Genomic DNA, 12,351 nt, shown 5'->3' on the forward strand with positions numbered 1-12,351 from the left:
CCCGGGAAGTGCAGGGAGGGAACACCCAAGCCCCAGGACGACAAGGATCCCAGAAAGGGGGGGGCCGTTCTGGATGAGAAGAGGGGGAGAAGGTATGAGCCTGTTGAGTGATCCCCTTTCAGTGGTGTTCCTCCTCTCCTCTCTCATGTCCGTAATAGCGGCGGTGCTCATAGTTCACCATAAATCCATCGTGTACTCAGCGTTCTTCCTCTCCGTCTTGGGAGTGGGCAACTCTATCCTCTTCACCCTGCTCGGCTTCCCGATAATAGCCCTGTTCCACCTTTCCGTGTACGTCGGAGCAGCCGTGACTTTCATCCTCTTCTCAGTGGTGATGCTGAAGGAGGCGCCAGTAGTCGAGCCTCCGGTGAAGGCCCTCGCGGTGATAGCAGCTGGAGTGCTCGCGCTCATAATGATGAAGATCTTCTCCGTGTTCAGCATAGAGCCCTCCTTCTTCCTGAACTACAGGGACCTGACTGCCCTCCTCGTTACCAAGTACTGGTTCGCCCTGATAGTGGCAGCGATAGCGCTGGTGACCACGCTGATAGAGGCCATAACCCTCGCCAGAAGGGAGGTGTGAATAATGGAGGCCTCATGGTACCTGTTTATCTCCTCGATACTCTTTGCCATCGGGATATACGGTCTCCTAACGAGGAGAAACATGATCAGGATGCTCCTCTCAGCTGAGATTATTTTTAATGCCGCTCTCCTGGCCTTCCTCTCCCTGGCGTCGCTGGACGCCGGCTACGGGCCAGTAGGGGGAGCTATCGTGGTGATAGCCATCTCCCTGTCGGCCGCGGAGGTCGGCGTCATAGTCTCCATAGCGATAATGATGTTCAGGATGAGGAGGGCCCTCGATGTTTACGAGCTGAAGAAGTTCAGAGGGTGAGAATATGATACTGGAAACCCCCTACATGTTCCTGTCAGTGGTCGTGCCGATGGTGATATCCCTGATATTCCCGTTCCTAGACTTGGGAAAGAAGGCGTTTGCCACCATATCTACCGTACTACTGCTGATACCCCTAGCTGTTGTCTCGTGGCTCAGCTACGTCAGCGGTCTCAGTAAGCCCGTGCTAGACCCCGTGTTCTTCGCGCACCCCACCCTAGGTAACTTCACAATGCTTCTGGACTCTATAAGCGCCCCGCTTGCCATCTCCATAGGCCTAGTGACCTCCATGATCTCTTGGTACTCCCTGAAGTACATGGACCACAGGTTCGAGGAGATGGAGGAGGAGGGCCATAAGCCAGCTGGCTGGGGCGTCTACTACATGCTCTACATACTCTTCTCCGCTGCCATGATGGGTACCGTGCTCTCCACCAACCTCATCGAGTTCTACATATTCTTGGAGATATCACTGCTCCCGAGCTTCCTCCTGATAGCCTTCTATGGGTATGGGAAGAGGGAGAGGATAGCGCTCCTCTACTTGATCTGGACCCACGTAGGGGCTCTAGCGTTCTTGGTAGGTACACTTATACTGGGCCTCAACGTCGGGACCTTCGACTACTTCAACCCCATAAAGACAGTCGCCAACCTAGGACTGGGCAACGCGTTGCCAGAGGCGATCAGGTTCCCCGTGTTCATAGCCATACTGATAGGGCTCTTCGTGAAGATGGCCGTGTTCGGTGTTCACATATGGCTGCCCTACGCGCACGCTGAGGCCCCCACACCGGTGTCGGCCCTCTTGTCCCCGAATCTGATAGGCATAGCCGCATACGCCATGATAAGGATAGCATACGTCCTCTTCCCAGCTGACTTCCAAGCCTTGGCTCCATACATGCTCGGGCTGGCTCTCCTGACCATAATATACGGTGGTCTGATGGCTCTAGCTCAGGATGACTTCAAGAGGTTCCTCGCCTACTCCAGCGTCTCTCAGATGGGATATTTGCTGATGGGAATAGCCAGCGTTACCGCCTTGGGTATGGCTGGCGCCATACTCCACTACGCCGCCCACGCCGTGGGCAAGGCCCTGCTATTCGCCACTGCAGGAGTCCTGATAACTCAACTTCACGGTCTCAGGAGCCTGAGCAAGATGGGCGGGCTCGCTCCCAAGATGCCTCTCACAGCCTCGCTGGCCCTCATAGGGTTCATGCACATAACGGGAGTGCCACCGTCCCTAGGCCTGTGGAGCGAGGTTCTCATACTCGCCGGAGTGGCCAACTTCGCCGTGAAGATGAACCAGTTCGCCCCCGTTACAATCTTCCTGCTGATAGGTATAGGGCTCTCCACCGCATACTCCTTCATCACCATGAGGAGGATATTCTTCGGCAAACCATCTGAGGCCGCCGAACACGCTCAGGAGGCCGGAGGTAACCTGCTCATACCTATGATAGTCATAGCCGCCGTTGGTCTCATACTTTTCCTCGTGCCTCAGCTACTCATCGATCCCATGGTGAAGGCCCTGGCTGGTCTGCTAGGGTGAACTAGGATGGAGTACGCGTTTCTGACCTGGCAGATCCCCTACATCGGGGCGATCTTGGCGCTGCTGCTGAACAGGGCGGGCAAGGTGAGGGATGTAATCGCCGTGCTAGCGATCTTCGGCGCTGCGGTGGCCTCCACCCTCACCTTGCAGGAAGCTCTAGCCTCAGAGGAGGCCATCCATATCTCCTACCCGTGGATCAAGTCACTTGGCGTTACCTTCGGCGTGTATGTGGATTCCCTAGCCGCGGTGATGGCGTTAATAGTGGCGTGGCTGAGCTTCCTCATCGCAGTTTACAGCCTGAAGTACATGGAAGGAGACCCAGGCCTCACTAGGTACTGGTTCTTCTTCGACTTCTTCGTGGGAAGCATGCTCCTCCTTGTGCTGGCTGACAACCTGATCCTAATGTTCTTGGGATGGGAGGGCACCGGACTGGCCTCGTATGCGCTCATAGGTCACTGGTACACCGATGAGGACGAGAAGTGTGTCGGTGACATAGGGAGGAAGGCTTTAGGCGTGCCTATGTGGTTCCCACCCAGCCATAGCGGCCTGAGAGCAATAGTCTTCACTAGGCTGGGCGATGTGGGATTTATTGCCGGCATAGGCGCCATCTACTACTTCACTCACACGTTCTCCATACCGGAGATAGCCCACATGGTCGGGGAGTGGGCTGGTCCACTCGCCCACGCTGGACTGCTCTTCCCGTTTCTCCTGATATTCTCATTGGGCGCGTTCGCCAAGTCGGCGCAGTTCCCGTTCCACGAGTGGCTCGTCACGGCAATGACCGGCCCCACGTCGGTCAGCGCCCTGATACACGCCGCCACCATGGTCAAGGCGGGAGTCTACTTCCTGCTCAGGTTCTCCCCTATATTCGTGCTCGCCGCTCACGAGATACCCGCAGCTGAGCCTCAGGTGCATGCGTTCTTCACGGCTGTAGCGCTAATAGGCGGGTTCACGGCCTTCTTCATGGCGACCCAAGCCCTCGTCTCGAGGGAGCTCAAGCTCATACTCGCTTTCTCCACCGCCTCCCAGCTGGGATATATGTTCCTAGCCTTGGGTGCGGCTGGACTCATCGCCGAGTTCCCGCTGGGTTTTCTTGCGGGCTTCTCTCACTTGATGAGCCACGCGATATTCAAGGCCTCCCTCTTCCTCGTAGCAGGAGCCGTGATACATGTGGTGCACTCTAGGTTCATAGACGACATGGGAGGCCTCTGGAAGGCCATGAAGTGGTCCTTCTTGGCCATGAGCTTGGCAGCTCTGAGCCTGATGGGAGTGCCGCCCTTCATGGGCTTCTGGACAAAGGACACCATAATAGAGGTGGCGAAAGAATCGGGAGTCTTCCTAGCCTACCTGTTCGGAGTCGTGACCGCTGGCCTAACGGCCTTCTACTCCACTAGGATGGTGATAAGGACCTTCCTCTACGAGATGTCCGAGAATGTGAAGCACGCCGAGGAGCACCACCACCTGCACGAGGCCCATCCACTAATGCTCATCCCCTACCTAGCTCTAGCTCTCGTATCGTTCATAGTAGGTCTTTCCTGGCCTGTCTACGGTCCCAAGATACTCGGAGCCATGGTGAGTAATGTGCTGGGGATACACGAGGAGTTCCACCCGCACGTACACTTGGACATAGGGCTGCTTGCGACCTCGCTCACCATGGTATTCGGAGGTATGTTAGTAGCTATAGGGCTGTACATGACCTCCAGCGGCAGGGTGACCGTGCGCTCCCTCAGGGAGAACCCTGCGGGGAAGGTAATACACGATTTCCTCTACGACAGGTGGTACATCAACTCCATCTACTACATAGTGATCGTTGGAGGATTCGCTTGGCTCTCCCGCACGATCTTCAAGTACTTCGACTCCCTGATAGTGGACGGCTTCTATCATCGCTTCATACCTTGGCTGACGGACAGGCTGAGCGTGCTAGGGTTCAAGTACTTCGAGACCGAGGTGGTGGACGAGACCTACCACGACAGGATAGTGAGGATGTTCAAGGCCTTCGGATCCTACGTGAGAAGGCTCCAGACCGGTCTGGTGAACCAGTACCTCGTGGCCTTCTTCATAGGACTGCTCGTGGTGTTGTTCCTCCTGCTATGGGTGGGATGAGATATGGAAATGGTGGTCTGGTCACTGATGGTCCTGCTCGGTGGCATAGGCTTGGTGGTACCCACGCTCGACTACCTCAAGGGCACCAAGGTGAGCCCTTACCTAGCCCTCATAGCCACAGCCCTAGCTGCAGTGCTAGTTGGACTCCTGATAGGGAAGAGCGGTACCCTCTTCGATGGGACCATAAGGGTAGATCCGCTCGCCACATATTTGGCGCTGATAGCAACGGTGGGAGCGCTCCTCGTCACCTTCGCCTCCCTGGTCCAAGTGAAGGAGTGGAGCACCTCACCGAGCCTCTACTCTCTCCTCCTCTTGGCTCTCTTGGGAGTGTACTTTGTGCTGTACGTGAATGATGCTTCAGTACTTGTCGCTGCATGGGCCCTAGTGGCGGTCGCCTCATACGTGTTGGTGGGCATAAAGAAGGACGAGGACTCCTTGGAGGCGACTGCGAAGTACGCGCTGATGGGCGTCGCCTCCTCATCCCTCCTCATATTCGGCATAGCCCTAGTTCTGGGGATAGTGAAGACCAGCACATTCCAGGTGTTGAACAGCGTACCCATAGGCCTGAAGACGACCCTCCTCTTAGGCGTACTGATGCTCGTCGCCGCCTTCGGGTTCAAGCTGGGCGTCGTCCCGTTCCACGGCTGGCTGCCCGATGTCTACGGCGGGGCTCATCCTATAATAGTGTCCTTCGTGGCGGGCGTGATCAAGCTGATAAGCATAGGAGCATTCCTGAGGGTCCTCCAGCCCCTCATACCCGCCGTTGCCGATGACTGGTTCCTGATAATGGCCTTTCTCTCCATAATAACCATGTTCTACGGCAACTTGGCTGCGCTGGTCCAGAAGAACGTGCAGAGGATGATGGCCTATTCCAGCATAGCGCAGGCAGGATACTTCCTCATAGCCTTCGCCGCCTTGGCATACTCCGACTCCCAGGCGCTGGCGCTGGAGGGCATAGGGCTGCATGTCACCACCTACGTCTTGGCCAAGGTGGGCATATTCGTTGGCCTAGCCTACTTCGCTAGGAAGGGATTCGACCTGACGCTGGAGGGTCTTAGCGGCGTCGGGAGGAAGCTGCCCCTCTCAGGGACTTTCATGACCGTGCTGGTACTCAGTCTGATGGGGATGCCCCCCCTCATAGGGTTCTGGAGCAAGTTCATGTATATCTTCTACTCGGTGATGAACGTGGCCCCGTGGCTGGCCTTTCTCGGCATAGTGAACAGCGGTATCTCCGTGGGTTACTACGCGCAGGTGATAAGATACCTGTTCTTCGCCGATCCACCGGAGGTTGACGTCAGGGAGGAGGAACCCGACCTCGAGGTCTATGTGCTTACCATCACCGCTGTACTGACCGTCCTCCTCGGACTAGGGCTCGTGGATGTCTTGGTAGCCCTTCTCTCCTAATCTTTTTCTCCAACCTTCGGAACTAGAAGTAACTACAGCCGACGGAGGAGCTGAGACCAGCTGAGCACTTTTTTGGGTCTCAATTCCAGCTCTAGCTTGACAGCACATCATCCTCGGTGAGGAGTCGGTATCCCCTCACAGCGGCGGTGGCGTATATCATCCTATCGAAGTAGTCCCCCATCCCGGCGTCCATCAAGAGATTCGCGACCCTCTCCACCTCCAGATCGGTCAATTCGACTTGGGAGACCCTGTTCTCAGAGGACAGCGCCTTCAGTCCGGATATGAAGGCCCTCGCTAACTCCTTCCTCATCTCCGGATATCTTTTCATGAGTTTGAGGGATATCTACTTACTCGATCAGGAAATAGGATTGTAAAGGACCCTGTAAGCTTCAAGAACCCGTGGGAACTTGTCGAAGTGCTCTAGTTCAATAGCGATTCCAAATATGGGAATCAGTAAGTGGTGTCCAGCAGGAGTCATCCATAGATACCCTTCCCCCTCTGATCCTCCTCGCTCAATCTCTCAGCCTCCTCGGGGGTGATCCTGATCACCGGATTCCTTATCATGTCCTCCAAGGCGGGAACTGGCTCCACTATCAGCTTTCCCTCCTCTATCTTGGCTCTAACCACGCCCCCTTCCCTTATTCCCAACGCCCTCCTGATCTCTTTGGTAGTATTAGATCTCTCCCTTCTTCGACTTTTAGCACAATATCCGACATAGCTAATCTCACCGAATTACCTATAAATTCGGAGAATAAAAATTTATCATAGGAGTGCCCTCTGTATCTCTTTGAGTGATTTAAGGGCAAAAAGCGAAGTTTTAATGGGGATCTAAAGGAATCGGAGGAATCTTGCCGGATGTCGTCGCTCCCTACCTTGGACAGAGCTCGCTCTCTCGTGCATGTAGAGTTAGTTTTTTATATAGTTATTGCGAGGAGGCGAGGGTCCGCATGTACCTTCGGCACTGACGGATGCAAGCCGGCCACCTTAATCCTCGAGAACGGATCCGTTTATCGCGGTTGCAGCAGGAGCGGTCCCAGTATTCGCGTTCGGTGAGGTCGTATTCACCACCGGGATGGTCGGGTACCCCGAGTCCCTGAGCGATCCCAGCTACAAGGGACAGATTCTGGTGATGACGAACCCGCTGATAGGAAACTACGGCGTACATACGGACCTGCTGGAGTCCGACGGAGTTCAGGTGACCTCTCTCGTAATCCACGAGCTTACAGATGCCCCTCACAGATCATCTAAATTATCGCTGCAGGAGTGGTTCGATAAATACGATGTGCCTATAATGGAGTGGGTCGACACGAGAGCCCTCACCAAGGAACTGAGGGAAAGAGGGGTAATGAAGGGAGCAATAGGGATTTGGGACTCGGAAGAAGATCTGAACTCGCTGTGGAAGGCGCTGGAGGAAGCTCCTTCGTATGACGAACTGGACTTGGTTGACGAGGTCTCCCCAAGGGAGGCAATACACCAGAGCGATTCTAGACCTCTGGTCGCAGTCATCGACTGTGGACTGAAGCTCGGGATAGTGAGGGAACTGTTGAGTAGGGGGTTGGGAGTAGTCAGGCTGCCCTGTCGCTCCAGCGCTGACGATGTGTGGGAGACGGAGCCTGACGCCCTCCTGCTCGGTAATGGACCGGGAAACCCTGAACTGCTCAAGTCTCAGGGGGAGATGGCCGTGGAACTGGCCTCTGACGGGCTAGTCACTCTCGGTATATGCCTCGGGCATCAGCTCATATCCCTTGGCTTGGGAGCTGAGACCTACAAGATGAGGTATGGGCACAGGGGCCAGAACAAGCCCGTCAGAGATCTCAGGACCGGGAGGTGCTATGTCACCAGCCAGAATCACGGGTACACAGTAAGGAGGGAGAGTCTGAGGGAAGCTAACCTCAGGGAGTGGTTCATCAATCCCGATGACTCCACCCTAGAGGGGGCGTACCACGAGGAGCTCCCCATAGCCACCACCCAGTTCCATCCCGAATCGTCACCGGGGCCTATGGACACCTCTTGGGTGTTCGATCTGTTCGCCGAGGCGATGAGGGAGGGAAGATGGAATCTGTGAGGAAGGTCCTACTTATCGGCTCGGGCGCTATAAAGATAGCGGAGGCAGCCGAATTCGACTACAGCGGTAGCCAAGCGATTAAGGCGTTGAAGGAGGAGGGTATAGAGGTCGTTTTGGTGAACCCGAATGTGGCGACGATACAGACCGGAGATATGGCCGACAGGGTATACCTCCTCCCCATAAAGGAGGAGTTCTTGGAGAGGGTCATAGAGGCGGAGAGACCTGACGGGATAATGCTCGGGTTCGGTGGCCAGACGGCCTTGGATGCCGGGATCAGGCTGTGGCGCTCCGGCGCCTTGGACAGGTATGGGGTGAGGGTACTCGGGACCCAGCCCGGGGCCATAGACAGGGCATTGAACAGGGAGAAGTTCAAGGAGGCCCTGGAGAGGAACGGAGTGCCCATGCCCCCTAGCAGACATGTCTCATCGGTAGAGGAGGCGGTGGAGGCGGCAGACTCGATAGGCTACCCGGTAATGGTGAGGGTCTCCTACAACTTGGGCGGGAGGGGTTCCTTCATAGCTTGGAGCAGGGAGGAGATGAGGGCCCTCATCCTGAGGGCTTTGAAGGCGAGCTCCATAGGGAGCGCCCTCGTGGAGAAGTACCTGGGAGGATGGAAGGAGATAGAGTTCGAGGTGGTGAGGGATACTTACGGCAACGCGATCGCTCCAGCCTGCTTGGAGAATGCCGATCCAATGGGCGTGCACACCGGCGAATCCGTCGTGGTGGCGCCCTGCCAGACCCTCACCAACCAAGAGTATCAGATGCTGAGGAGCGCATCCCTGAGGGTAGCCGAGGCCGTGGGGTTGGTGGGCGAGGGTAACGTTCAATTCGCGTTAGGAGATGGGTACTACGCCATAGAGATGAACCCGAGGATGTCCAGATCATCAGCCTTGGCTAGCAAGGCCACGGGTTACCCACTAGCCTATGTGGCGGCCAAGCTGGCTCTGGGCTACAGGCTCGATGAGGTACTGAACAGGGTGACCGGGGTGACTTGCTCCTGCTTCGAGCCCAGCCTCGACTACGTAGTCGTGAAGATCCCGAGATGGGATCTGGAGAAGTTCGAAGGGGTGGAGGAGAGCATAGGAAGCGAGATGAAGAGCATAGGGGAGGTCATGGCCATCGGCAGGAACTTGGCGGAGGCTATGCAGAAGGGCCTGAGGATGCTGGGGAGGTTCGACGGGCTGCCAATGGAAGGGGATCCCTCAGAAGCCCTGAAGGCCCTGAGGGAGAGGAGGCCCTACTGGCCGGCATGGGCCTCAATAGCTCTGGCTGGAGGAGCGAGTGCTGAGGAGGTAGCCGAGGCCAGTGGCGTGGATGTATGGTTCATCAAGGAGTTGGAGAAGGCCGTCAGGATCTACTCTAGGCTGGATCCGAGTCCTTCTTCTCTATATGCGGCGAAGAGGTACGGCTTCTCCGACGCTCAGATAGCTGGGAGGCTGGGGATGAGCGAGGATCAGGTCAGGAGACTCAGGAAGTCGCTGAGAATATCTCCAGTATTCAAGCAGATAGATACGCTGGCAGCCGAGTGGCCCTCCATCACCAACTACCTGTATGCCACTTACGGGGGTCAGACCCACGACGTGAGGCCCGGAGCTAATGTGCTGGTGATAGGGGCAGGGGTCTTCAGGATAGGTGTCTCCGTGGAGTTCGACTGGGGTGTGGTGGAGTTCGCCAGAGCCGCGAAGGAGTACGTAGACACCGTGGCAATAGTGAACTACAACCCGGAGACGGTATCCACGGACTGGGATGTGGTGGACAGGCTCTACTTCGAGGAGCTCACCCTAGAAAGAATGCTCGACATATATGAGTTCGAGTCTCCCGTCAAGGTCGTCACCTTCCTCGGAGGGCAGGTGGCCAATGACCTAGCTGAGCCCCTAGAATCCAGAGGGGTTCAGGTGCTGGGGACGAGCGGGAGTAGTGTAGAGGTGGCCGAGAGCAGGGACAGGTTCTCCCAACTCTTGGATGAGCTCGGATTGAGACAGCCTCCATGGAAGGAGGTGAACTCGGTGGGGGAGGCGCTGGATTTCGCAATGGAGCACGGCTACCCGGTAATGGTGAGGCCGTCACACGTCTTGAGTGGCACCTCCATGTCACTAGCTCGGGACGAGGGATCTCTGAGGCAGGCAGTTCGCTCAGCCCTCTCCACTGGAAAGAGCGTGGTGGTGTCGAAGTTCTTGAGAGGACCAGAGGCCGAGATAGATGGTGTTGCCGACGGAGAGAGCGTGGTTGGGGTGGTAATAAGGCATATCGAGCCTGCTGGTATTCATTCTGGCGATTCCACCATGGTACTACCGGCCCGCGGTCTGCCGGTGAGCGAAATGAAGGAGGCGGCCCTGAAGCTGGTAAGGGCCCTCCAGATAAGGGGGCCCTTTAACCTACAGTTCGTGATAAACGGTAGCGGTGTTTACGTACTGGAACTGAACCTGAGGGCATCGAGATCGATGCCCTTCTCTAGCAAGGCCTCGGGCGTCAACCTAGCCAGAGCAGCTGCAAAAGTAGTATTTGAGGGATCTCTGGGGGTTGATGAATTCTACGAGCCCGTGATGCGACACTACGCAGTGAAGTCACCGCAGTTCTCGTGGTCACAGCTGAGAGGAGCCTATCCCTATCTGGGGGTTGAAATGAGGTCAACGGGGGAAGTCGCTTCAATGGACAGGGCTTACGAGGCTGCTCTCCTTAAGTCTTGGCTGGCCGTGAGCCCGAACAGGATACCGGAGAGGGGAGTGGTAGTGGGATACGAAGGCGTTGGGGAGGAGCGCGGGAAGATGGAGGCGGCTGCGGATGCTCTGGCATCCACGCTGGACGTCTGGTGGTTGTCGGAAGTTGGCGAGGAGGAGGCGATGGAACTGCTGAAGGAGGGGAAAGCTGACATGGTCATCGCTACTGGGTACGCGCCTCAGGTGGACTACGCGGTGAGGAGGTTGGCGGCTGACTTGAATATCCCTCTGGTCTTGAACGCCGATCTAGCCTTGGAGTTGGCCAGATCCTTCAATGCAGTGAGCTTGGAGGAGGTAGAGGTCAAAGCGATGTCCTCGTACGCTAGGGGGTATCGCTCCATGGGACTGCTGAGGGGGATCCCCCCTTGATCGAACTTGCTGTTATATCTGCCTACCGTAACACCCAATTCTCCTCGTAGCCTAATGGTCCATCGGTCTCTCCTGATCGGCTTTCCCCCTTAATACCTATCACTTAGCCTCAGCAATCAGTGAGATAACTCCTCGAACTCGCCTAGCAATTCCTCCCTCTTCTCGATAACCTCGATGATCCCCTGATCAGTTGTGACGGGCTTAGCCCCCCTAACTAGGCATTGGGCGGCTATGAGGGAGTCAAAGTAGTCAAGTCCCTTGGATGAGAGGAACGCCCCCAACGCAATATCTGAGGGAGAGAGACTCGAGGGATCCATTCTATAATACCACCTAACAGGTGCCACACCTTGATCCTCTGATCCACGGCAAACCTCCTGCTCTTCATGAGCAAATCTAGCTCTAAGAGAGAAGCCGAGAGACCTTCCTGTCCTCACTGAGTTCCTCTATTAACTCAATGGAATGAGGGTGAAGCGGTCTGAGGTCGAAGATAGGCAACGAGGTGACTGTGTCGATGATCTCCACCTAGAATCATCTTCAGTATCTTGGAGGCCTCGTGATCCTCTCCCTTCCAGTATTTGAACTTCTCATCGAAGATCTTGGAGACCTCCTCATACAGCTTGTCTAAAACTATGATCTCAGCTAAGTTATCACTGGTCACTTTCAGGAGGACTCTGCTCCCTTTCCTGATGCCCAGTCTGCGCCTCGCCTCGACGGGTAAGATCATTCTCCCACGATCATCAATAATTACCACATAACCCAAAACCCACCATGGCGCCTAACATCCCATTCAAAATAAAATAGAGTTTTCTCAAATGTGTGCGTTGAGAAGGGCATCACTTAAGAACCAGCCCGTTCGGATATAAGGGAGATCCGGGGAGGTGGGCGAACTGTACCTACCGTGGAGCCGGGTCTCCGACTTTACATGTTACGCCTGCGGCCTATGTTGCTACCGCTTCCGCATCCCCTTGAAGCCCCATGAAGCAATATCCGTAGCCCGCACCTTCGGTCCTCAGTATGTAGAGTCCATCGCCGGGAAACAGTACATAAGGAAGAGGGAAGGAGAGGCCTGTCCATTCCTCATCGAGGATAATGGAGTGGGTCTATGCTACCTTCAAAGCTTGGGAATTAAGCCCTCCGCCTGTAAAATATGGCCTTTCAAGATATACAGGAATCCTGAGTATGGAAGGGGTGAGGAGGCCTACTACTCCCACAAACTGGGCGAATTCTACGTTTACGTCGATCAGAGGTGCCCAGGGATAAAGCTAGGCAGACCCAC

General features: G+C 55.8%; 12 protein-coding genes. 8 read left to right on the plus strand and 4 right to left on the minus strand.

Annotation, left to right across the window (positions count from 1 at the left end):
* Positions 1-94: 94 nt before the first annotated feature.
* From QI197_07030 to QI197_07050, 5 genes are read left to right on the plus strand one after another with little or no spacing between them, the layout of a single operon-like run.
* Positions 95-577: an NADH-quinone oxidoreductase subunit J gene (locus tag QI197_07030; protein MDK2373110.1), complete on the plus strand. Its 483-nt coding sequence runs from the start codon at positions 95-97 to the stop codon at positions 575-577.
* A 3-nt stretch (positions 578-580) separates the two neighbouring features.
* Positions 581-886 (plus strand): NADH-quinone oxidoreductase subunit NuoK, encoded by a 306-nt coding sequence (nuoK, locus tag QI197_07035; GenBank protein ID MDK2373111.1) that lies wholly within the window; start codon positions 581-583, stop codon positions 884-886.
* Between the two features lie 4 nt (positions 887-890).
* Positions 891-2,417: an NADH-quinone oxidoreductase subunit M gene (locus QI197_07040; protein MDK2373112.1), complete on the plus strand. Its 1,527-nt coding sequence runs from the start codon at positions 891-893 to the stop codon at positions 2,415-2,417.
* 6 nt (positions 2,418-2,423) lie between these two features.
* Entirely contained in the window at positions 2,424-4,520 is a 2,097-nt protein-coding gene (locus QI197_07045; GenBank protein MDK2373113.1) for an NADH-quinone oxidoreductase subunit L, read from the plus strand.
* 9 nt (positions 4,521-4,529) lie between these two features.
* Positions 4,530-5,924: an NADH-quinone oxidoreductase subunit N gene (locus QI197_07050; protein MDK2373114.1), complete on the plus strand. Its 1,395-nt coding sequence runs from the start codon at positions 4,530-4,532 to the stop codon at positions 5,922-5,924.
* Between the two features lie 91 nt (positions 5,925-6,015).
* On the opposite strand, the gene QI197_07055 is transcribed toward QI197_07050, so the two are convergent.
* Both QI197_07055 and QI197_07060 read right to left on the minus strand, forming a co-directional pair.
* A complete protein-coding gene (locus tag QI197_07055) occupies positions 6,016-6,234 on the minus strand; it encodes a hypothetical protein (GenBank protein ID MDK2373115.1) in 219 nt (72 codons plus the stop codon).
* A 164-nt stretch (positions 6,235-6,398) separates the two neighbouring features.
* Positions 6,399-6,572: a hypothetical protein gene (locus tag QI197_07060; protein ID MDK2373116.1), complete on the minus strand. Its 174-nt coding sequence runs from the start codon at positions 6,570-6,572 to the stop codon at positions 6,399-6,401.
* 424 nt (positions 6,573-6,996) lie between these two features.
* On the opposite strand from QI197_07060, the gene carA reads away from it, so the two are divergent.
* Together carA and carB are read left to right on the plus strand one after the other, a co-directional pair.
* A complete protein-coding gene (gene carA / locus QI197_07065) occupies positions 6,997-7,989 on the plus strand; it encodes a glutamine-hydrolyzing carbamoyl-phosphate synthase small subunit (GenBank protein ID MDK2373117.1) in 993 nt (330 codons plus the stop codon).
* Positions 7,977-11,075, plus strand: coding sequence for a carbamoyl-phosphate synthase (glutamine-hydrolyzing) large subunit (gene carB / locus QI197_07070; protein MDK2373118.1), 3,099 nt, complete (start codon positions 7,977-7,979; stop codon positions 11,073-11,075). Before carA ends, carB begins: the two co-directional genes overlap by 13 nt.
* Positions 11,076-11,191: 116 nt before the next feature.
* On the opposite strand, the gene QI197_07075 is transcribed toward carB, so the two are convergent.
* Together QI197_07075 and QI197_07080 are read right to left on the minus strand one after the other, a co-directional pair.
* Complete coding sequence (locus QI197_07075; protein MDK2373119.1) at positions 11,192-11,392, minus strand: hypothetical protein; 201 nt, start codon at positions 11,390-11,392, stop codon at positions 11,192-11,194.
* A gap of 134 nt (positions 11,393-11,526) precedes the next feature.
* Positions 11,527-11,826 carry an AbrB/MazE/SpoVT family DNA-binding domain-containing protein gene (locus QI197_07080; protein ID MDK2373120.1) on the minus strand — a complete coding sequence of 100 codons (300 nt, stop codon included), beginning with the start codon at positions 11,824-11,826 and terminating at the stop codon, positions 11,527-11,529.
* 127 nt (positions 11,827-11,953) lie between these two features.
* Between QI197_07080 and QI197_07085 the strand changes: the two genes are divergently transcribed.
* On the plus strand, positions 11,954-12,351 hold a 398-nt coding region (locus tag QI197_07085), incomplete at its 3' end, for a YkgJ family cysteine cluster protein (GenBank protein ID MDK2373121.1).

Source organism: Thermoproteota archaeon, from assembly GCA_030130125.1.
GTDB lineage: Archaea > Korarchaeota > Korarchaeia > Korarchaeales > Korarchaeaceae > Korarchaeum.

Coding starts and splice junctions, on each gene's coding strand:
- QI197_07030 (MDK2373110.1), top strand. CDS start 95: ATGAGCCTGTTGAGTGATCCCCTTTCAGTGGTGTTCCTCCTCTCCTCT.
- nuoK (MDK2373111.1), top strand. CDS start 581: ATGGAGGCCTCATGGTACCTGTTTATCTCCTCGATACTCTTTGCCATC.
- QI197_07040 (MDK2373112.1), top strand. CDS start 891: ATGATACTGGAAACCCCCTACATGTTCCTGTCAGTGGTCGTGCCGATG.
- QI197_07045 (MDK2373113.1), top strand. CDS start 2,424: ATGGAGTACGCGTTTCTGACCTGGCAGATCCCCTACATCGGGGCGATC.
- QI197_07050 (MDK2373114.1), top strand. CDS start 4,530: ATGGTGGTCTGGTCACTGATGGTCCTGCTCGGTGGCATAGGCTTGGTG.
- QI197_07055 (MDK2373115.1), bottom strand. CDS start 6,234: ATGAGGAAGGAGTTAGCGAGGGCCTTCATATCCGGACTGAAGGCGCTG.
- carA (MDK2373117.1), top strand. CDS start 6,997: ATGGTCGGGTACCCCGAGTCCCTGAGCGATCCCAGCTACAAGGGACAG.
- carB (MDK2373118.1), top strand. CDS start 7,977: ATGGAATCTGTGAGGAAGGTCCTACTTATCGGCTCGGGCGCTATAAAG.
- QI197_07075 (MDK2373119.1), bottom strand. CDS start 11,392: ATGGATCCCTCGAGTCTCTCTCCCTCAGATATTGCGTTGGGGGCGTTC.